Origin of the sequence: Streptomyces sp. WM4235 (assembly GCF_001279725.1) — a bacterium.
Lineage (GTDB): Bacteria > Actinomycetota > Actinomycetes > Streptomycetales > Streptomycetaceae > Streptomyces.
This window is the reverse complement of the sequence record NZ_LGDE01000470.1, coordinates 1-20,001: the sequence shown is the minus strand read 5'-3', so window position 1 is coordinate 20,001 and position 20,001 is coordinate 1. Positions and strand designations below refer to the sequence as shown.

The 20,001-nt window shown below is 70.1% G+C and carries 17 protein-coding genes and 1 tRNA gene; 6 read left to right on the top strand and 12 right to left on the bottom strand.

Going from position 1 to position 20,001, the window contains the following annotated elements:
- From ADK55_RS34825 to pyk, 3 genes are all read left to right on the top strand, one after another.
- Positions 1–1,187, top strand: a 1,187-nt coding sequence (locus ADK55_RS34825) for a glycoside hydrolase family 16 protein (RefSeq protein ID WP_053684905.1), incomplete at its 5' end; no start/stop codon positions are given.
- Positions 1,188–1,271: 84 nt separating this feature from the next.
- Positions 1,272–1,970, top strand: a complete 699-nt coding sequence (locus ADK55_RS34820; protein WP_053684903.1) for an SIMPL domain-containing protein — start codon at positions 1,272–1,274, stop codon at positions 1,968–1,970.
- A 193-nt stretch (positions 1,971–2,163) separates the two neighbouring features.
- A complete protein-coding gene (gene pyk, locus ADK55_RS34815; RefSeq protein WP_053684901.1) occupies positions 2,164–3,591 on the top strand; it encodes a pyruvate kinase in 1,428 nt (475 codons plus the stop codon).
- Between the two features lie 86 nt (positions 3,592–3,677).
- On the opposite strand, the gene ADK55_RS35650 is transcribed toward pyk, so the two are convergent.
- Positions 3,678–4,064, bottom strand: coding sequence for a hypothetical protein (locus ADK55_RS35650; RefSeq protein ID WP_420713729.1), 387 nt, complete (start codon positions 4,062–4,064; stop codon positions 3,678–3,680).
- Between the two features lie 179 nt (positions 4,065–4,243).
- Positions 4,244–4,316 (bottom strand) — tRNA-Leu (locus ADK55_RS34805).
- A 77-nt stretch (positions 4,317–4,393) separates the two neighbouring features.
- On the opposite strand from ADK55_RS34805, the gene ADK55_RS34800 reads away from it, so the two are divergent.
- A complete protein-coding gene (locus ADK55_RS34800) occupies positions 4,394–5,071 on the top strand; it encodes an ANTAR domain-containing response regulator (protein WP_053684899.1) in 678 nt (225 codons plus the stop codon).
- A 67-nt stretch (positions 5,072–5,138) separates the two neighbouring features.
- Here ADK55_RS34800 and ADK55_RS34795 read toward each other — a convergent pair whose 3' ends face one another.
- From ADK55_RS34795 to ADK55_RS34755, 9 genes are all read right to left on the bottom strand, one after another.
- Positions 5,139–5,855 (bottom strand): ABC transporter ATP-binding protein, encoded by a 717-nt coding sequence (locus tag ADK55_RS34795; RefSeq protein WP_053684897.1) that lies wholly within the window; start codon positions 5,853–5,855, stop codon positions 5,139–5,141.
- On the bottom strand, positions 5,852–6,745 hold the full coding sequence (locus ADK55_RS34790; RefSeq protein WP_053684895.1) for an ABC transporter ATP-binding protein: 894 nt from the start codon (positions 6,743–6,745) through the stop codon (positions 5,852–5,854). The genes ADK55_RS34795 and ADK55_RS34790 overlap by 4 nt, the downstream gene beginning before the upstream one ends.
- Before the next feature lie 3 nt (positions 6,746–6,748).
- Positions 6,749–8,569 carry a branched-chain amino acid ABC transporter permease gene (locus tag ADK55_RS34785; protein WP_371591349.1) on the bottom strand — a complete coding sequence of 607 codons (1,821 nt, stop codon included), beginning with the start codon at positions 8,567–8,569 and terminating at the stop codon, positions 6,749–6,751.
- Between the two features lie 5 nt (positions 8,570–8,574).
- Positions 8,575–9,504, bottom strand: coding sequence for a branched-chain amino acid ABC transporter permease (locus ADK55_RS34780; RefSeq protein ID WP_053684891.1), 930 nt, complete (start codon positions 9,502–9,504; stop codon positions 8,575–8,577).
- A 116-nt stretch (positions 9,505–9,620) separates the two neighbouring features.
- A complete protein-coding gene (locus tag ADK55_RS34775) occupies positions 9,621–10,853 on the bottom strand; it encodes a branched-chain amino acid ABC transporter substrate-binding protein (RefSeq protein WP_053684889.1) in 1,233 nt (410 codons plus the stop codon).
- 300 nt (positions 10,854–11,153) lie between these two features.
- Positions 11,154–11,804, bottom strand: coding sequence for a hypothetical protein (locus ADK55_RS34770; RefSeq protein WP_053684887.1), 651 nt, complete (start codon positions 11,802–11,804; stop codon positions 11,154–11,156).
- The gene (locus ADK55_RS34765) at positions 11,795–12,196 is read right to left on the bottom strand and encodes a hypothetical protein (protein WP_053684885.1); all 402 of its coding nucleotides are present in this window, start codon (positions 12,194–12,196) and stop codon (positions 11,795–11,797) included. Before ADK55_RS34765 ends, ADK55_RS34770 begins: the two co-directional genes overlap by 10 nt.
- A 56-nt stretch (positions 12,197–12,252) precedes the next feature.
- A complete protein-coding gene (locus tag ADK55_RS34760; RefSeq protein WP_053684883.1) occupies positions 12,253–12,711 on the bottom strand; it encodes a PaaI family thioesterase in 459 nt (152 codons plus the stop codon).
- Between the two features lie 58 nt (positions 12,712–12,769).
- Positions 12,770–15,040 carry an FdhF/YdeP family oxidoreductase gene (locus ADK55_RS34755; protein WP_053684907.1) on the bottom strand — a complete coding sequence of 757 codons (2,271 nt, stop codon included), beginning with the start codon at positions 15,038–15,040 and terminating at the stop codon, positions 12,770–12,772.
- 174 nt (positions 15,041–15,214) lie between these two features.
- On the opposite strand from ADK55_RS34755, the gene polA reads away from it, so the two are divergent.
- Complete coding sequence (gene polA, locus ADK55_RS34750; protein WP_053684881.1) at positions 15,215–17,935, top strand: DNA polymerase I; 2,721 nt, start codon at positions 15,215–15,217, stop codon at positions 17,933–17,935.
- A 34-nt stretch (positions 17,936–17,969) separates the two neighbouring features.
- On the opposite strand, the gene ADK55_RS34745 is transcribed toward polA, so the two are convergent.
- Positions 17,970–18,827, bottom strand: a complete 858-nt coding sequence (locus tag ADK55_RS34745) for a DUF4184 family protein (protein ID WP_053684879.1) — start codon at positions 18,825–18,827, stop codon at positions 17,970–17,972.
- 228 nt (positions 18,828–19,055) lie between these two features.
- On the opposite strand from ADK55_RS34745, the gene ADK55_RS34740 reads away from it, so the two are divergent.
- On the top strand, positions 19,056–20,001 hold a 946-nt coding region (locus tag ADK55_RS34740; RefSeq protein ID WP_199826709.1), incomplete at its 3' end, for a lytic murein transglycosylase.

Here is a 20,001-nt window from a genome sequence, read left to right as displayed (position 1 = left end):
CCCCGCCCCCCGCCCCCGCACCCGCATCCGCCGCACCCGCCGCGGTCACCGCCGCGGCCGCCGGATTCTCCGACACCTTCGACGGTCCCGCCGGAACCGCCCCCGACCCGGCCAAATGGCAGACCGAGACCGGCGACAACGTCAACAACCACGAACGGCAGTACTACACCGCCGGCAACGCCAACGCCGCCCTCGACGGCCAAGGCCACCTCGTCATCACCGCCCGCCGCGAGAACCCCGCCAACCACTCCTGCTGGTACGGACGCTGCGAGTACACCTCCGCCCGCCTCAACACCGCCGGCCGCTTCACCCAGACGTACGGACACGTCGAAGCCCGACTCAAGGTCCCGCGCGGCCAAGGCATGTGGCCCGCCTTCTGGATGCTCGGCAACGACATCGGCCAAGTCGGCTGGCCCGCCTCCGGCGAGATCGACGTCATGGAGAACGTCGGCTTCGAACCCTCCACCATCCACGGCACCCTCCACGGACCCGGCTACTCCGGCTCCGGCGGCATCGGCGCCGCCTACACCCTCCCCGGCGGCCAGGCCTTCGCCGACGCCTTCCACACCTTCGCCGTCGACTGGGCCCCCGACTCCGTCACCTGGTCCGTCGACGGCACCGTCTACCAACGCCGCACCCCCGCCGACCTCGGCGGCCGCGCCTGGGCCTTCAACAAGCCCTTCTTCCTCATCCTCAACCTCGCCGTCGGCGGCTACTGGCCCGGCGACCCCGACGCCGGCACCGCCTTCCCGCAGCAACTCGTCGTCGACCACGTCCGCGTCACCACCTCCGACAGCGGAACCGGCCGCACCGGCCCCGTCACCGGCCTCGCCGGCAAATGCGTCGACGTGGCGGGCGCCAACCCCGCCAACGGCACCCCGGTCCAACTCCACGACTGCAACGGCACCCCCGCACAACAATGGACCGTCGCCGCCGACGGCACCCTGCGCGCCCTCGGCAAATGCCTCGACGTGACCGCCGGCTCCACCGCCGACGGCGCCCCCGTCCAGCTCTACGACTGCAACGGCACCCCCGCCCAACGCTGGGCCCTCCCCGCCGCCCGCGACATCGTCAACCCGCAGGCGAACAAGTGCCTCGACGTCACGGGCAACAACCCCGCCAACGGAACCCGCCTCCAGATCTGGACCTGCGGCGGAACCCCCAACCAGAAATGGACCGCCCCCTGATCCCTGTACGGATCCTGCCGGGCCGGGGCCGAAAGGGGCCCCGGCCTTCCGCCACACTTCGGGCGACAGTGCGACAGTGAAACCATGACTCACGAGGCCACACCCCAGCCGTACGGAACCCCCGAGGTGCCCCGCGTCGCCGTCTGCGGCGAAGCCCGCATCGAAGTCGACCCCGAGATCGCCCGCATCGGCATCACCGTCAGCGCCCGCGGCACCGACCGCCGGTCCGCACTCGAAGACCTCACCCGCCGCAACACCGCCGTCCTCGACCTCATCAAGGGCTACGGCGACCCCGTCGAGAAACTCGAAACCGGCACCTTCTCCATCACCCCCGAACTGACCCGCCACGGCCGCGGCGAACGCATCCGCGCCTACCACGGGCGCGTCACCATCACGGCCGAACTCAACGACTTCACCACCCTCGGCGAACTCACCACCCGACTCGCCGACCTCGAACTCACCAGCGTCGACGGCCCCTGGTGGGCCCTGCGCCCCACCTCGCCCGCCCACGGCCAGGCCCGCCGCCAAGCCGTGCTCGAAGCCGTCCAGCGCGCCCGCGAATACGCCGAGGCCCTCGGCGCCAACCTCTCCGCCCTCGTCGAACTCGCCGACCTCGGAGCCGAGAACGCCTCGCCCTACCCGCAGGCCGGCGGCGGCATGCGCACCATGGCCTTCAGCGCCGCCGAGGACGCCACCGCCCCGCCGCTGGACCTCGAACCCCAGCGCCAGACCGTGTACGCCCAGGTCAACGCCCGCTTCACCATGACCCCGCCGCAACTCTGAACGACGCGCACCCGCCGGGGGAGGGGCGCCCGCCCCGACCCCCGTGCAGACCCCCACGAACGGCGCTTCGGGGGTGCTCATCAGAGCGCCCCCACGCACATTCAAGTAATGTCAACAAGCTTTCGCCCAAAGGTTGTTGAGTGGACACCCGGAACCAATTTCCTACTGCCTGGTAGGGGCATACGCTCGACTCATGCGTCGAGCAAAAATCGTATGTACCCTGGGCCCCGCCACCGACTCATACGACCAGATCAAAGCCCTGGTCGAAGTCGGAATGGACATCGCCCGCCTCAACCTCAGCCACGGCACCTACGCCGAACACGAGGAGCGCTACCACCGCGTGCGCAAGGCGTCCGACGAGACCGGCCGCAGCGTCGGCGTCCTCGCCGACCTTCAAGGCCCGAAGATCCGTCTCGGCCGCTTCCTCGAAGGCCCCGTACTCCTTGAACGCGGCGACGAGTTCACCATCACCGTCGAAGACCACGAGGGCGACCGACACACCTGCGGCACCACCTACAAGGGCCTCGCGGCCGACGTCTCCATCGGCGAACGCATCCTCGTCGACGACGGACGCGTCACCCTCCAGGTCATCGACGTCGACGGGCCCCGCGTCCGCACCCTCGTCATCGAAGGCGGCATGGTCTCCGACCACAAGGGACTCAACCTCCCCGGCGTCGCCGTCTCCGTCCCCGCCCTCTCCGAGAAGGACATCGAAGACCTCCGCTGGGCCCTGCGCACCGGCGCCGACGTCATCGCCCTCTCCTTCGTCCGCAGCGGCCGCGACATCGACGACGTCCACCGCATCATGGACGAGGAAGGCCGCCGCCTCCCCGTCATCGCCAAGATCGAGAAGCCCCAGGCCGTCGAGAACATCGACGACATCGTCGCCGCCTTCGACGGCATCATGGTCGCCCGCGGCGACCTCGGCGTCGAAATGCCCCTCGAACAAGTCCCCATCGTCCAAAAGCGCGCCGTCAAGCTCGCCAAGCGCAACGCCAAGCCCGTCATCGTCGCCACCCAGATGCTCGACTCGATGATCGAGAACTCCCGCCCCACCCGCGCCGAGGCCTCCGACGTCGCCAACGCCGTCATCGACGGCACCGACGCGGTCATGCTCTCCGGCGAGACCAGCGTGGGCAAGTACCCCATCGAAACCGTCGCCACCATGGCCCGCATCGTCGAAGCCGCCGAAGAGGACATCCTCGATAAGGGCCTCCCGCCCCTCACCGACCGCAACAAGCCCCGCACCCAGGGCGGAGCCGTGGCCCGCGCAGCCGCCGAAATGGGCGACTTCCTCGGCGCCAAGTTCCTCGTCGCCTTCACCCAGAGCGGCGACACCGTCCGCAGGCTCTCCCGCTACCGCTCGCCCATCCCCCTCCTCGCCTTCACGCCCGACTCCGCCACCCGTTCCCAACTCAACCTCACCTGGGGCGTCGAGACCTTCCTCGGCCCCCACGTCGACTCCACCGACGCCATGGTCGCCCAGGTCGAGGAGGAACTCCTGCGCATCGGACGCTGCGTTCCCGGCGACATCGTCGTCATCACCGCCGGCTCGCCCCCCGGCGTCACCGGCTCCACCAACCTCGTCCGCGTCCACCACATCGGCGACCCCGTCCGCTGACCCGGCCCCGGACCAGGCCACCGCACCACGCACGCACCGCACCACACCACGCACGCACCGCACCGCGTCGGGCCCGCCCGACGCGGTCATCGCCAGTGCTTCGGCCCGATGTGCGCGTCCATCAGCGCGACCGACTCCTTCCGAGCCACGGACACGTTGAACGGATCACCGCCCCGGGCCAGGACCGTCCACCGGACACCGACCCGGGTCATCGTGTCGGTACACAGACGCCGGATGTCGTCCGAGGTGTTGGTGAAGAAGTACCGCGGGTACTCGTACCGCTTCGGCACGGAGATGATGTGGCCGTCGCCGAGGTAGAGGCCGAGCAGGTAGGCATAGGCGGGAAGATCGAACTGGCGACCCGTACGGATCGGGCAGTCGGTCGGGGCAACGTACGTCTCACCGCGGCGTTCACGGTCCTCGTGCCGCCACCAACCGACGGTGCCGCGGGGAATTCCGAGCCGCTCTGCCACGGATCGGTTGGTTTCGCCCCGTCGAAGGAAGACGAGGGCGTGTTCACGTATCGAAGGGTTGTGCTCCGCATGTGCGAGCTTCGACCGGCTTCGTCGGCTTCGTCGAGACTCGAAGGTTCGTTCACCGTGACGAGTGAAGATCGATCAAATCGGCTCGCGACCTTCAAAATGAAGGAGAGTGCCCCGAGTCGGATTCGAACCGACGCTGAATGGGTTTTGAATCCATCGCCTCTACCACTGGGCTACCGGGGCCCCTTCGAAACAGAGGATACAGAAGACCCTCCGTGCCGCAAAGATACCGCAGCTAGGTAGGCTCGGGGGAGCTTGTTATGCCCCGCAACGAGGAGCCCTCCGTGACCGCCGAGCACGAGTCGACGCCCACGCCCGACGCCGACCAGTCGCACGTTCCGCCGCTGACGACGCGCGTCGTCATCGCCGAGGACGAGGCGCTCATCCGTCTCGACCTCAAGGAGATGCTCGAAGAGGAGGGGTACGCCGTCGTCGGCGAGGCCGGCGACGGCCAGACCGCCGTGGATCTGGCCCGCGAGCACCGCCCCGACCTGGTGATCCTCGACGTGAAGATGCCCGTCCTCGACGGGATCTCCGCGGCCGAGAAGATCGCCGAGGAGTCCATCGCCCCGGTCCTGATGCTGACCGCGTTCTCGCAGCGCGACCTGGTCGAGCGGGCCCGTGACGCGGGCGCCATGGCGTACCTGGTGAAGCCGTTCAGCAAGAGCGACGTGGTGCCGGCCATCGAGATGGCCGTGTCGCGCTTCGCGGAGCTGCGGGCGCTGGAGAAGGAGGTCGCGGACCTCTCGCTGCGGCTGGAGACCCGCAAGCTGGTGGACCGGGCGAAGAGCATCCTGCAGACCCAGTACGGGCTGACGGAGCCGGCCGCGTTCCGGTGGATCCAGAAGACCTCCATGGACCGCCGCATGTCGATGCAGCAGGTCGCCGAGGCGGTCATCGAGGACGCCGAGGAGAAGAAGAACGCCGCGAAGGGCTGACGGCCCGGGTACGCGTGAGGCCCGCCACCGGGATCCGGTGGCGGGCCTCACGCGTGTGGTGCGGGGATCAGTCCTCGCCGAGGTACGCCTTGCGGACGTCCTCGTTGACGAGCAGTTCACGGCCGGGTCCGGAGAGGACGACCTTGCCGATCTCCATCACGTGGCCCTTGTCGGCGAGGGAGAGCGCCGCCTGGGCGTTCTGCTCGACGAGCAGGATGGTGGTGCCCTGTGACTTGAGCTCGGCGATGGTGGCCATGATCTTCTGCATCATGATCGGGGAGAGTCCCATGGAGGGCTCGTCGAGCATGAGCAGCTTCGGGCGGGACATGAGCGCGCGGCCCATGGCGAGCATCTGCTGCTCGCCGCCCGAGAGGGTGCCGGCGGCCTGCTTGCGACGTTCGCCCAGGATGGGGAAGAGGTCGTAAGCGCGCTGGACGTCCTGCTGGATGCCTTCCTTGTCCTTGCGGAGGAAGGCGCCGAGCAGGAGGTTGTCCTCGATGGTCATGCGCGGGAAGATGTGCCGCCCCTCGGGGGAGTGGGCGAGCCCGAGCGCGACGATGTCGTGCGCGGGGATCTTCTTGAGCGACTTGCCCTGGAACTTGATCTGGCCGCCGCGCGGTTTGATCAGGCCCGACAGCGTGCGCAGGGTGGTGGTCTTGCCCGCGCCGTTGGTGCCGATGAGGGTGACGATCTGGCCGGCGTCGACGCTGAACGAGATGCCCTTGACGGCTTCGATCTTGCCGTAGGCGACGCGGAGGTCCTCGACCTCCAGGAGTGCGGTCACCGGTCTTCTCCGTCCGTGCTGGTGGTGCTGTGCGCCTCGGCGGCCTCGACCTCCGCGACTTCCTCGGCGCCGGGGGCGCCTTCGAAGGGTTCGCCGAGGTAGGCGGCGATGACGCGCTCGTCGCTCTGGACCTCGGTGGCGGTGCCCTCGATGAGCTTCTCGCCCTGGACGAGACAGGCCACGCGGTCGCAGAGGTTGAAGATGAAGCGCATGTCGTGCTCGATGACGAGGACGGCGATGCCCATGTCCCGGATCGCGAAGATGAGTTCCTCGGTGGTCCGGGTCTCCTGCGGGTTCATGCCGGCGGTGGGCTCGTCCAGGAGGATGAGACCGGGGTCGCTGGCGAGCGCGCGGGCGATCTCCAGCTTGCGCTGCTCGCCGTAGGGCAGGTTCCGCGCGAGGTGGTCGGCCTTGTGCTCCAGGCCGATGAACGTGAGGAGCTCCATCGCCTTGTCGCGGCTGGCCGCTTCCTCCCGGCCGAAGCTCGGGAGGCGCAGCAGGGCGGACCAGAGGCCCACCTTGGTGCGGGTGTGGCGTCCGACGAGGACGTTCTCCAGGACCGTCATGTTGTTGAAGAGACGGATGTTCTGGAAGGTGCGTGCGACACCGGCCGCGGTGACCTTGAACGACTTGGGGGGCAGGACCGTGCCCTTGTACCGGACTTCACCCTCGGTGGGGATGTAGAGGCCGGTGAGGCAGTTGAAGAAGGTGGTCTTGCCGGCGCCGTTGGGGCCGATGAGTCCGACGATCTCGCCGCTGCGGACGGTCAGGTCGACGTTCTTGACGGCGGTGAGGCCGCCGAAGCGCATCGTGACGCCGCGTGCGTCGAGGACGGTCTCCGCCGTGGTGACGGCGGGGGTGTCGGGGGTGTCGGTGGTGGTGGTCGTCATGGGTCAGACCCCTGCCTTACCGAGGACTGTGGGCGCTTCGAGCGAGTCGTGGAGTTCGAGCTGGTTGCGCTTGTTGGGGATGAGGCCCTCGGGGCGCAGGCGCATCAGGACGATGAGTGCGACACCGAAGACGAGGAGCTGGTACTCGCCCAGGAACTGGAGCTTGTTGGGGATCAGGAAGAGCAGCGATCCGCCGACGAGGGGTCCGGAGATGGTGCCCATGCCGCCGAGGACTACCGCGGCGAGCAGGAACGCGGAGTTCGGGGGCACGGCGTTGGCGAAGGTGTACTGGTCGGGCGTGACCGTGTACTGGACGTGGGCCTGGACGGCGCCGGCGAGGCCGGCGAGGGTGGCGCCGAGGGCGAAGGCGATGAGCTTGACGCGGAAGCCGTTGATGCCCATGGCCTCGGCGGCGGTCTCGTCCTCGCGGATGGCGACCCAGGCGCGGCCGATGCGGGATTCGGCGCTGCGGCGGAAGACCAGGACCACGATCAGGGTGATGAGCAGCATCAGCAGGAAGTAGTTCGCGAACCTGCCGATGGTGAATCCGGCGATGGTGTGTGCCGCGCCGAAGTCGAACCCGAAGATGTTGATGTTCGGGATGTTGGCGATGCCGTTGGGCCCGTTGGTGATGTCGGGGCCGGAGACACCGTCGAGGTTGTTCATGGAGATGCGGAAGATCTCACCGAAGCCGAGGGTGACGATGGCGAGGTAGTCGCCGCGCAGGCGCAGCGTGGGGGCGCCGATGAGGACACCGAAGATCATCGATGCGACGGCGCCGGCGAGGAGTGCGGCCCAGAAGGGGAAGTGCACTCCGAAGGGGGAGTTGGGCGAGCCGGAGACCAGGGCGGCGGTGTAGGCACCGACACCGAGGAAGGCGACGTATCCCAGGTCGAGGAGGCCGGTGAGGCCGACCACGATGTTCAGGCCGAGTGCGACGGTGGCGAAGATCAGGATGTTGACGCCGAGGTTCGCGTACTGGTCGTCGGTCTGGGTGAGGGGGAAGGCGGCCGCGGCGGCGAAGGCGCCGACGAGGGCGACGTTGCGGTGCCGGGCGGTGAGGGTGCTCAGACGGGCCATGAGGCCCGCCTTGTTGATCGCGGCGGCGCCGAATCCGGCCGTGATCAGGAAGCCGACGAAGAGTTCCTGGTACGGGGTGGTGATGCCGTACGTGAACACCGTGAGGGCGAGGCCGAGGACGGCGGCGATGAGGAGGATCTCCACCCAGGCGGGGAGCACGCGGGCCGGCTTGATCGGACCGGAGACGAAGGCGGCCTTGAAGGTCGTCCAGCGGTTTCCGGCGTTGTGCTTGAACTTGTCCCAGTCGCCGTCGTCCGGGTCGGGGCCTTCGAGCGTGGGGCGCTCGAAGGGGAGCGCGAAGGCGCCGATGACCGCGGCGAGGCTGGCGAGGGCGGCGACGCCCGCGCCGGGTTCGAGGTCGACGAGTGCGCCGAGCTCGACCACGATCGCGATGGCGGTGTACCAGGTGGTGACGAAGGCGGCGAGGGCGGCGAGCTTGATGGCCGCGTCGGTGCCTGCGGGGGCGATCCAACCCAGGCCCTTGACCCCGTAGGAGGCGAGGGCGAAGAGCGTGGTGAGGGCGCCGCCGATGAGGACGAGCCACTGCATGCCGCCGGGGTAGCCGTAGACGGTGAGGTCTCCGGGGAAGGCGGCGGTCCAGGTCCAGGCGAGGAAGGCGGAGACGACGGTGAGGGCGCCGCCGGCGGTGGCGAGGGCGCGGCCCGTCTTCTCGGAGAGGGGGATGAAGCCCTTGTTCTGCGGTGCGGTGGTCGTCGTCGCGGTTTCCGCGGTGATGGTCGTCATGGTTGTCACACCCTGTCCGCCACGCGCTGGCCCAGCAGGCCTTGAGGCCGGAAGAGGAGCACGAGGATGAGAAGTACGAACGCCCAGGTGTTACCCCAGGACTGGCCGCCGAGCTGTTCGAAGCCGGGGATGTCGGCGACGTAGGCGGTGGTCAGGGTTTCGGCGAGGCCGAGGACGAGACCGCCGACCATGGCGCCGTAGATGTTGCCGATGCCGCCGAGGACGGCCGCGGTGAAGGCCTTGAGGCCGAGCAGGAAGCCCATCTTGAACTGGACTTCGCCGTACTTGAGGCCGTAGGCGACTGCACCGACGGCGGCGAAGACGGCTCCGAGGGCGAACGCGGTGGTGATGATCCGGTCCGTGTTGATGCCCATGAGCTTGGCGGTGTCGGGGTCCTGGGCGGTCGCCTGCATGCCGCGGCCGGTGCGGGTCTTCTTGACGAAGAAGCCGAGGAAGGCCATGGACACGGGGGCGGCGATCATGAGGAAGACGTCACCGGTCTGAATGGTGATGCTGCCGAGGTGGAAGGGGCCGCCGGGGATCTCGGGGAAGACCAGGGAGCTCGTTGCACCGGGGAACCAGGCCCATACCGCCTGCTGGAGGGCGATGGAGAGGCCGATGGCGGTGATGAGGGGTGCGAGGCGGGGTGCGCTGCGCAGGGGGCGGTACGCGAAGCGTTCCGCCGCGACGGCGATGGTGGTGGCCACGAAGACCGCGCCTATGAGCATGAGGGGCAGTGCGACCCACATGGTGGTGCCGGTGGGGAGCATCAGCCAGACCGTGAGGGCTCCGAACCCACCGGTCATGAAGATCTCGCCGTGGGCGAAGTTGATGAGCTGGACAATGCCATAGACCATCGTGTAGCCGATGGCGACGAGCCCGTACATGGATCCCAGTAGCAGGCCGTTGACCAGCTGTTGCGGCAGTTCGTGCACCGCAGGTCCTCCGAGTCTTTCGACGGATGTGACACCGCGCGGGGCGCTATGGTGCGCGCCCCGCGCGGCAGAGATGGTGTGCCGGCAGGCTGGTGATCAGAGGCCGGCGGGTGGGATCAGCCGCCGAAGGTGCCGGACTCGACGGACTTCCAGTCGGCGCCCTCGACCTTGTAGACGGTGAGCTGCTTGTTGGTCGCGTCACCGAACTCGTCGAAGGAGACCTTGCCGGTCACGCCGTCGAAGGAGACCTTCTGGACGGCTTCGAGGACCTTGGCGCGGGCGTCGGTGGGGAGCTTGCCGTCGTTGGCGGCGACGGCGGCCTTGACGCCCTCGATGATCGCCCAGGCGGAGTCGTAGGAGTAACCGCCGTAGGCGGCGAAGGGCTCCTTGAAGCCGGCCTTGGTGTAGTTGGCGATGAACTCCTTGGCGGAGGGCAGGCTCTCGACCGGCGCGCCGACCGAGGTGGCGAAGTCGCCCACGGCGCCGGCGCCGGCGAGCTCGACGTACTTCTTGTCGTAGATGCCGTCACCGCCGACGAGCGGGATGTTGGCGCCGGAGGCCTTGATCTGCTTGCTGAGCGGGCCGGCCGCCGGGTACTCGCCGCCGTAGTAGACGACGTCGGCGCCGGAGCTCTTGACCTGGGTCACGACGGCCGAGAAGTCCTTGGACTCGGGGTCGATGTGGCCCTCGCCGGCGACGGCGCCGCCGAGCTTGGTGAACTCGCCCTTGAAGGTTCCGGCGAGGCCGGCACCGTAGGTCTTCTTGTCATCGATGATGAAGACCTTCTTCTTGCCCGCCTTGTTGAAGAGGTACTGCGCCGCGAACGGGCCCTGGATGGCGTCCGTGGTGGCGGTGCGGAAGTAGCTCTTGTAGGTGCGGGTCTTCTCGCCGGTGGCCCACTTGGGTCCCTGCGAGAGGGAGGGGCTCGTGTTGGCCGGGGAGATCTGGACGAGCTTCGCGTCGTCGAAGACCTTCTGCATCGACTCGGAGACCGAGGAGTTCAGCGGGCCGACGACGCCGACGACGTCCTTGTTGGCGGTGAGCTTGGTGGCGTTCTGCTGGCCGGAAGAGGCCTGCGCCTGGTCGTCCAGCGCCTCGATCTTGAAGGTGACGCCGGGGACGGTCTTCTTCTCGTTGGCCTGGCGCACCGCGAGGTCGACGGAGTTGCGGATGCCGAGGCCGAGGGCCGAGAGGTCACCGGTGAGCGGGGCGTCGACGCCGATGACGACCGTGGCGGTGGCGCCGCCGGCGGTGTCACCACCCTTGTCGTCGCGGGAGCCACAGGCGGTGAGGGTGAGGGCGCCCGCGGCGAGCGCGGCGGTCACGGCAATGAGAGAACGCTGACGCACGATCAGTCCTTTCCTGGCACTGCGTCCCCCGTGGGACGCACCGTGTCGAACGCGGGGAACCGAACTGAAAGGAATCCGGTGGTCGCGGTGACTGGCCGTGACTCTAAGCGGGACTTCGGACGTTATGGAGGGCTGAGGCCAATGATGTGACTCTCTTGTTATGCCACGGCGTAATACATAGCGGATCTCTGCGGGTGGAACGGGGGAATTCCGGCCGGTTCGTCTTGTCCGCATGCTGAGATGCGGCAGGAGCATGGGCAGGTTTAAGTACTGACTTTCCAGGCGTCTGGCGGGTTTTGCTCATGACGGCGGGGTGTCCGTCATGTCTCGATCTTCGGGACAGGCCCTGGTCAGGGCGACGGAGAGATCCCTGGCATATCGGTCACCCGGGATGTAACTGTGCCGCTCTTTCCGGAATCCATTACTGAGGGTCACTTCCAGAAAAGGGAGTCCGGAATTCCGTGCCACATGCACGCAGTCGGTCGCCAGAATGCGGACGACGACCTCGCGCGCTTCCCCCGCACCCACCGTGACCGGCAGCGGTGGCCGGATCATCACCCTCAGTGCCCGGGACGGCTGGTCGATGCCCTCCACCGCGACGGGGCCTGCGGAGGCGTTCCGCACACGGACAGTGAACGCGAAGGCCGCGTCCGCGGGGGGAGGTTCCACGGGTTCGAGATAGCTCAGGGAGACCACCTGCGACGGCGCCGGAGGGACGTACGGCACGGGCCGCGGCCGGTCCGCGTACAACCGGACGGCGCCCGCGGCCAGCACGGCCGCGCAGGTCAGCCCGCCCAGGACCAGGACGGCCCGCCGGTGGCGCGCGTAACGGGCGCGGGCCCACCGGGCGGCGGCGGGCGCGGGGCGTCCGATGTCCGGACCCTCGTGGCTCTCACGGCCCGCGGTGCCCTCGCCGGGCTCGACCGGACCGATGCCGCCGCTCATCGCCACGGCCCGTCGGTCGGGGTGCCGGAGCGGTATCGCTCCGCGCAGCGCCGCACCGCCTCGCGGGCGCCGAACGCGCGGGCCGCCGGCGCGCCTTCGTCCCGCCGTACGGCGCGGGCCCCGTCGAGGACGGCGCGCAGGATCTCGTACTGGTCGCCGGACAGCCCCATGGCCTGGTAGTCGAGGCCGACGGCGTCCGTGCCGTCGGCGGCGTCGAGGATCACCCCGGCCCAGTGCGTGATCAGGTCGGCGCAGAGCCGTTGGGGCGGGGTGCCGGCGGGGGTCGGGGCGTCGGCGGACGGCCCGACCCCGCCGCCGCAGCCGAGGAGGACGGCGGCCAGGAGCGTCGTCGTCGCCCAGGCGGCCGTGACGCGCGACGGCGCCGGTCCGGATCCCATGCGGGAACGCTAGACCGGCGCCGGGAAGCGCACAACGGCCGGTGACGGAAACGCTGTTACGAGTCCGTGTCGCGCAGGAGGCAGGTGAGGCGGGCGGTGCAGACGCGCTTGTCCTGGTCGTCGGTGATGACGATCTCGAACGTGGTGGTGGAGCGGCCCTTGTGGACGGGCGTGGCGACGCCGGTGACCAGCCCGGAGCGCACGCCCCGGTGGTGGGTGCAGTTCAGGTCGACGCCGACGGCGACCTTGTTGATGCCGCCGTGCATCATCGCGCCGATCGAGCCGAGGGTCTCGGCGAGGACGGCGGAGGCGCCGCCGTGCAGGAGTCCGTAGGGCTGGGTGTTGCCCTCGACGGGCATGGTGGCGACCACCTTGTCGGCCGAGGCCTCCAGGATGCGGATGTCCATGCGTTCGCCGAGGTGGCCCGCCGAGAACAGCGAGGGCAGGTCGATGCCCATGGCCGTGTACTCGTCGAGGACCTCCTGCGGGAACTTCACAGCGTGCTGCTCGCCCATGGGCCGGCTCCGTTCGTGTGTCAACGTTCGTTAACCATCTTGTCCTGGAGTCGTTCTATCAGGCCGGTTCGAAGCGCACGACGACGGACTTGCTCGCGGGGGTGTTGCTGGTGTCCGCGGTGGAGTCGAGGGGGACCAGCACGTTGGTCTCGGGGTAGTAGGCGGCGGCGCACCCGCGCGCCGTCGGGTAGTGGACGATCCGGAAGCCGGGGGCGCGCCGCTCCACGCCGTCCCTCCACTCGCCGACGATGTCGGTGTACGCGCCGTCGACGAGGCCCAGCTCGGCCGCGTCGAGCGGGTTGACCATGACGACGCGACGGCCTCCGGTGATGCCCCGGTAGCGGTCGTCGAGGCCGTAGATGGTGGTGTTGTACTGGTCGTGCGAGCGCAGGGTCTGGAGCAGCAGTCGCCCCTCGGGGACGCGGGGGTACTCCACGGGCGCGGCCGTGAAGTTCGCCTTGCCGGTCTTCGTGGGGAAGCGGCGCTCGTCGCGCGGGGCGTGCGGCAGCCGGAACCCCTCGGGGCGGGCGGCGCGCGCGTTGAAGTCCTCGAAGCCGGGGACCACGCGGGAGATCCGGTCGCGGATGGTCCCGTAGTCCCGCTCGAACTCCTCCCACGGGGTGGCCGAGGCCGCGCCGAGGACCGCGCGGGCCAGACGGGCCACGATGGCGGGCTCGGAGAGCAGGTGCGGGGAGGCGGGGGCGAGGTTGCCCCGGGAGGCGTGGACCATGCCCATGGAGTCCTCGACGGTGACGAACTGCCTGCCCGCCGCCTGGACGTCCTTGTCGGTGCGGCCGAGCGTGGGCAGGATCAGGGCGCGCCGGCCGGTGACCGCGTGGGAGCGGTTGAGCTTGGTGGAGACGTGGACGGTCAGGGAGGCACGGCGGATCGCGGCCTCGGTGACGGCGGTGTCCGGGGTGGCGCCGACGAAGTTGCCGCCCATGGCGAAGAGGACCTTGGCCTCGCCGTCGCGCAGCGCCTCGATGGAGCGGACCACGTCGAAGCCGTGCCGGCGGGGCGAGGTGATCCCGAACTCCCGGTCGAGGGCGTCGAGGAAGGCCGGCGCGGGCCGCTCGAAGATGCCCATGGTGCGGTCGCCCTGGACGTTGGAGTGGCCGCGGACGGGGCAGACGCCGGCGCCGGGCCGGCCGATGTCGCCGCGGAGCAGGAGGAGGTTGACGACCTCGCGGATGGTGGCGACGGAGTGCTTGTGCTGGGTGAGGCCCATGGCCCAGCAGACGATCGTCCGCTTCGAGGCCAGGACCATGGCCAGGGCGCTCTCGATCTCCGGGCGGGTGAGGCCGGTGGCGGTGAGGGTCTCGTCCCAGTCGGTCTTCGCGGCCGCCGCCGCGAGGTCCTCGTACCCGTGGGTGTGCTCGCGGATGAACTCCTCGTCGGTGGCGCCGTCGGTCTCGATGACGAGCTTGTTGAGGAGCCGGAAGAGGGCCTGGTCGCCGCCGATGCGGATCTGGAGGAACAGGTCGTTGAGGGCGGTGCCGCGAAGCATGCCGAGGGGGGTCTGCGGGTTCTTGAACCGCTCCATGCCGGCCTCGGGCAGCGGATTCACCGAGATGATCTTCGCGCCCGCGGACTTGGCCCGCTCCAGGGCGGAGAGCATGCGCGGGTGGTTGGTACCCGGGTTCTGCCCGGCCACGATGATCAACTCGGCCTGGTGGAGATCCTCCAGGGAGACGCTGCCCTTGCCGATCCCGATGGTCTCGTTCAGCGCCGAGCCCGAGGACTCGTGGCACATGTTGGAGCAGTCCGGCAGGTTGTTGGTGCCGAACTCGCGGGCGAAGAGCTGGAAGAGGAACGCCGCCTCGTTGCTCGTGCGCCCCGAGGTGTAGAAGAGGGCCTCGTCGGGGGAGCCGAGCGCCGTCAACTCCTCCGCGATGATCGCGAACGCCCGCTCCCAGCTCACCGGCTCGTACCGGTCGCCGCCCTCGGGCAGCAGCATCGGCTCCGTGATCCGCCCCTGCTGCCCCAGCCAGTAGCCGGAGCGCCCCTCCAGGTCGGCGAGCGGGTGCGCCGCGAAGAACTCGGGCGTGACCCGGCGCAGCGTGGCCTCCTCCGCGACGGCCTTCGCGCCGTTCTCGCAGAACTCCGCGGTGTGCCGCTTGTCGCCCTCGGGCCAGGCGCAGCCCGGGCAGTCGAAGCCGTCCTTCTGGTTGACCTTGAGGAGGGTCCGCGCGGTCCGGGCCAGGCCCATCTGCTGCTGGGCGATCCGCAGCGTGTGCCCGATGGCCGGCAGCCCGGCGGCGGCACGCCCCGGGGGCGCGATCCGGGGCGAGTCCTGTACGGGATCACCTGCGGGCGGCTTGGTGGCCATGTCGCTCCCCTTCGAGCATCGCAGCGGCGCCGCTGCGTCCATCCGAGTAATCCTCCGATCCTGTCACGCCCGCGCCCGCCCGCCGACGGTGCGACCGCCCCGCCCCGCCCGCTGCGGGGGCGGGCGACACCGGCCCGGCCGGAATTGTCGGAGCGGACGCCTAGGATCGGGGGCGTGGCAGATTCAGCATCGAAGAAGACCGACCAGACGACCGCAGCGGACCGCCCCCGCCTGATGCTCATGGACGGGCACTCCCTGGCGTACCGGGCGTTCTTCGCGCTGCCCGCGGAGAACTTCACCACCGCGACCGGCCAGCCGACCAACGCCATCTACGGCTTCGCGTCGATGCTGGCGAACACGCTGCGCGACGAGGCGCCCACGCACTTCGCGGTGGCGTTCGACGTGTCCCGCAAGACGTGGCGCTCGACGGAGTTCCCCGAGTACAAGGCGAACCGCTCCAAGACCCCCGACGAGTTCAAGGGGCAGGTCGAGCTGATCGGCGAGCTCCTCGACGCGATGAAGGTGCCGCGCTTCGCGGTCGACGGCTTCGAGGCCGACGACGTGATCGCGACCCTGGCGACGCAGGCGGAGGCCCTCGGCTTCGACGTGCTGATCGTCACCGGGGACCGGGACTCCTTCCAACTCGTCTCCGAACACACCACCGTCCTCTACCCGACCAAGGGCGTCTCCGAGCTGACCCGCTTCACCCCGGAGAAGGTCGAGGAGAAGTACGGCCTCACCCCGCAGCAGTACCCCGACTTCGCGGCGCTGCGCGGAGACCCGTCGGACAACCTCCCGGGCATCCCCGGCGTCGGCGAGAAGACCGCCGCCAAGTGGATCACCCAGTTCGGCTCGTTCGCGGAACTCGTGGAACGCGCCGACGAGGTCAAGGGCAAGGCCGGACAGAACTTCCGCGACCACCTCGACGCCGTCAAGCTCAACCGGGTCCTGACCGAGATGGTCAAGGACGTCGAGCTTCCCCAGACCCCCGCCGAGCTGGGCCGCACCGCCTACGACCGGTCCGCCGTCACCGGCGTGCTGGACGTACTGGAGATCCGCAACGCCTCGCTGCGCGAGCGACTGCTCGCCGTGGACCCGGGCGCGGCCGAGGAGGAGCCGCCGGCCCCCGTCGCCGCCGTGGAGCTGGACGCGTCCGTACTGGGCACCGGCGAGCTGGCGCCCTGGCTGGAGACCCACGCGGGCGGACCGCTCGGAGTCGCCACCGTCGACACCTGGGCGCTCGGCCAGGGCGACGTCGCCGAGATCGGGCTGGCCTCGGCGGGCGGCGCCGCCGCCTGGTTCGAGCCGTCCTCGCTCGACGAGAGCGACGAGCGGGCCTTCGCGGCCTGGGCCGCGGACGCCGCCAAGCCCAAGGTGGTGCACAACGCCAAGGGCCTGATGCGGGTCTTCCCCGAGCACGGCTGGACCCTCGCCGGTGTGACCATGGACACCGCGCTCGCCGCGTACCTGGTCAAGCCCGGCCGCCGGTCCTTCGCACTGGACGTGCTGTCCATGGAGTACCTGCACCGCGAGCTGGCACCCGCCGCCGCCGACGGCCAGCTGGCCTTCGGCGCCGACGACACCGCCGAGGCCGAGGCGCTGATGGCGCAGGCCCGCGCGGTCCTCGACCTGGGCGACGCCTTCACGACGAAGCTGGCCGAGGTGGGCGCCGTCGAACTGCTCCACGACATGGAGCTGCCCACCTCCGAACTCCTGGCCCGCCTGGAACGCGCCGGCATCGCCGCCGACCGGGACCACCTGGAGGGCATGGAGCAGCAGTTCGCGGGCGCCGTGCAACAGGCCGTCAAGGAAGCGCACGCCGCCGTCGGCCACGAGTTCAACCTCGGCTCGCCCAAGCAGCTCCAGGAAGTCTTCTTCGGCGAACTGGACCTGCCCAAGACGAAGAAGACCAAGACCGGCTACACCACCGACGCGGACGCCCTGGCCTGGCTCGCCGGCCAGACCGACCACGAACTCCCCGTGATCATGCTGCGGCACCGGGAACAGGCCAAGCTCCGCGTCACCGTCGAAGGCCTGGTCAAGTCCATCGCCGCCGACGGCCGCGTCCACACCAGCTTCAGCCAGACCGTCGCCGCGACCGGCCGACTGTCCTCCACCGACCCGAACCTCCAGAACGTGCCGGTGCGCACCGACGAGGGCCGCGCCATCCGCCGCGGCTTCGTCGTCGGCGAGGGCTACGAGTCGCTGATGACGGCCGACTACAGCCAGATCGAACTGCGCGTCATGGCCCACCTGTCCGAGGACGAGGGCCTCATCGAGGCGTTCGCGACCGGCGAGGACCTCCACACCACCGTCGCCTCCCAGGTGTTCGGCGTGGAACGCTCCGAGGTCGACGCCGAGATGCGCCGCAAGATCAAGGCCATGTCGTACGGACTCGCCTACGGGCTCTCCGCGTTCGGGCTCTCCCAGCAGCTGAACATCGAGCCCGGCGAGGCCCGCGGCCTCATGGAGACCTTCTTCGAGCGCTTCGGCGGGGTCCGCGACTACCTCCAGCGCGTCGTCGAGGAAGCACGCGCCACCGGCTACACCGAGACGGTGCTGGGCCGCCGCCGCTACCTGCCCGACCTCAACAGCGACAACCGGCTGCGCCGCGAGGCCGCCGAGCGGATGGCGCTGAACGCCCCCATCCAGGGAACCGCCGCCGACATCGTCAAGGTCGCGATGCTGCGCGTCGACAAGGCGATCACCGAGGCCGGGCTGACGTCGCGGATGCTGCTCCAGGTCCACGACGAAATCGTCCTGGAGATCGCCCCCGGCGAGCGGAAGAAGGTCGAGGAGCTGGTGCGCCGCGAGATGGGCGCCGCCGTCGAACTCCGAGCCCCGCTCGACGTGTCCGTGGGCGTCGGCCCCGACTGGGAGTCCGCCGCGCACTGACCCCGCGCACGGCCACCGCGACCGCCCGTTCCCGTCACGCCACGGGGGCGGGCGTTCGCGCGTCCTCGTCCTCGTCGGAGTGCCGGTCGCCCCGCCGGCGCAGCCGCACCAGGGCCCCGTACAGCAGCAGCGCCACGATCAGACCGCCGCCCGCGCCGAAGCAGACGGTCGGGATGATGTCGAGCGGCGTACGGATCCGGTCGAAGAACGTGAAATAGCGGATCACCCGCATCGTCACCCCGACGGCCACGCACCCCACGACGAGGGCGAGCGCACCCCAGACCTCCGACCGGCCGAGCACCGGCACCGACGGCGGAACGGGGGAGAGCGGCAGCCGGCGCAGCGCCGTCACCGTGAACCACAGCAGCGCGCACGCGGCGAACGCCGAAGTGCCGTACTGGAGATACGAGTAGAGCGGCAGCCCGAAGGCGAGGGGCTCGCCGAGCGACGGCAGCGCGTTCGTGCCCCACCGGTCCAGGTGCGTGAAGCTGTCCCACACCACGTGGGTGAGGGACCCGAGGACCGCCGACAGGTAGAACCACGGTGCGAGCGAGGGCAGTCGACGGCCCCGCCCCCAGTGCTCGCCCCGCACGAAGGTGTACACGCGCCCCCGCCAGGCCCGAGGCAGCAGCGCGACCAACGGTTCGCGCAGCAACAGCCAGCACGCCGCCAGCGCGGCGGTGAGGACGGCGTCGGCCGTCAACACCCCCGGGATCGAGTGCGTGAAGTCCCCGTACCGCATGACGCCGCCGACGATCGCGTCCAGGAAGTAGAAGGTGTCGGGCGCGAACGAGCCGAGGACCAGGGCGCAGGCGACGAGCGGCCCCCGCGCCCGGCCGGTCCGGCGGACGGCCGGAAGGACGGCAGCCGCATGGCTGAGGGTGAACGGCATGGCGCCTCTCCTGGTCCTCGATGACCTCCCGGACCTGCCCGGGAGGCGTCCCGGCTTCGGTTCTTTACTTCGGTCAATGCGCGCGGAACGGTCCGCACAGTATGCGTGACCTGCGCAGGGTCGTGGGGAAGTGGTGAATTCGGCGCACTGGTAGGTGTCTTGTGCAGCCGGTTGACGTAGGGTCACGCGCACGTCGAGGGGGAGGGGGGTCGGCTCATGCCGTCTCGAATATCGGCCCGGTTCGGACGCGGGCCGCGCAAGGGCGCGGCCGCCGCCGTGATCTCCGCGCTGGTGATCGCCGCCGTGAGCGCCTCGCAGGGCCCGGCCGTCGGGAGCGAGGACCGGGTGAGCGCGGCCGACGCGACCACCACGCGCCCCGGGGGAACCGCCACACCGAACGACGCGGGCGGCGACTCCAGCTACTACACCGAACTGCCGCCCCTGATCAGCCCGGAGCCGCCCGCGCTCCTCCTGCCGGCGCAGGACGCCCCGACCGCTTCCCCGCGGCCTGCACCCACGACCGAGGTCCCGCGCACCGAACCCGTCGCCCTCGGCGACGGCGAGGGCGTGCGGGGAATCCCGGCGAGCGTGCTCGCCGCGTACCGGTTGGCCGAGGCCGAGGTGGCGCGGACCGACCCCGGATGCGGGCTGCGCCGGGAACTCCTCGCGGCCATCGGGAAGGTCGAGTCGGGTCATGCCCGCGGCGGCCGGGTGGACCCCGCCGGCACCACGCTGCGGCCGATCCTGGGGCCCGTGCTCGACGGGAACGGCTTCGCGAACATCTCCGACACCGACGGCGGCGCGCACGACGGCGACGCACGGTACGACCGGGCGGTCGGGCCCATGCAGTTCATCCCGTCGACGTGGGCGGCATGGGGCCAGGACGCCGACGGCGACGGCCGGCGCAACCCGAACAACGTCCACGACGCGGCGCTCGCCGCCGGCCGCTACCTCTGCGCGGGCAACCGTGACCTGCGGGTGGGCGCGGACCTGGACCGGGCGGTGCTCTCCTACAACAACTCCGGGGAGTACCTGCGCACGGTGCGGTCCTGGTTCACGTACTACCTGAAGGGAACGCACGAGGTCCCGGACGGCTCAGGCTCCGGCGTCGGCGCGACCGAGCCGGCGGTGACGAACCCCCGCCCGGCCCCGGCCGCGACCCCCACCCCGAAGC

Excerpts from the sequence above, each read along its gene's own strand:
- ADK55_RS34820 (WP_053684903.1), top strand. The coding sequence starts at position 1,272 with ATGACTCACGAGGCCACACCCCAGCCGTACGGAACCCCCGAGGTGCCC.
- pyk (WP_053684901.1), top strand. The coding sequence starts at position 2,164 with ATGCGTCGAGCAAAAATCGTATGTACCCTGGGCCCCGCCACCGACTCA.
- ADK55_RS34800 (WP_053684899.1), top strand. The coding sequence starts at position 4,394 with ATGCCCCGCAACGAGGAGCCCTCCGTGACCGCCGAGCACGAGTCGACG.
- ADK55_RS34790 (WP_053684895.1), bottom strand. The coding sequence starts at position 6,745 with ATGACGACCACCACCACCGACACCCCCGACACCCCCGCCGTCACCACG.
- ADK55_RS34785 (WP_371591349.1), bottom strand. The coding sequence starts at position 8,569 with ATGACGACCATCACCGCGGAAACCGCGACGACGACCACCGCACCGCAG.
- ADK55_RS34765 (WP_053684885.1), bottom strand. The coding sequence starts at position 12,196 with ATGGGATCCGGACCGGCGCCGTCGCGCGTCACGGCCGCCTGGGCGACG.
- ADK55_RS34760 (WP_053684883.1), bottom strand. The coding sequence starts at position 12,711 with ATGGGCGAGCAGCACGCTGTGAAGTTCCCGCAGGAGGTCCTCGACGAG.
- ADK55_RS34755 (WP_053684907.1), bottom strand. The coding sequence starts at position 15,040 with ATGGCCACCAAGCCGCCCGCAGGTGATCCCGTACAGGACTCGCCCCGG.
- ADK55_RS34745 (WP_053684879.1), bottom strand. The coding sequence starts at position 18,827 with ATGCCGTTCACCCTCAGCCATGCGGCTGCCGTCCTTCCGGCCGTCCGC.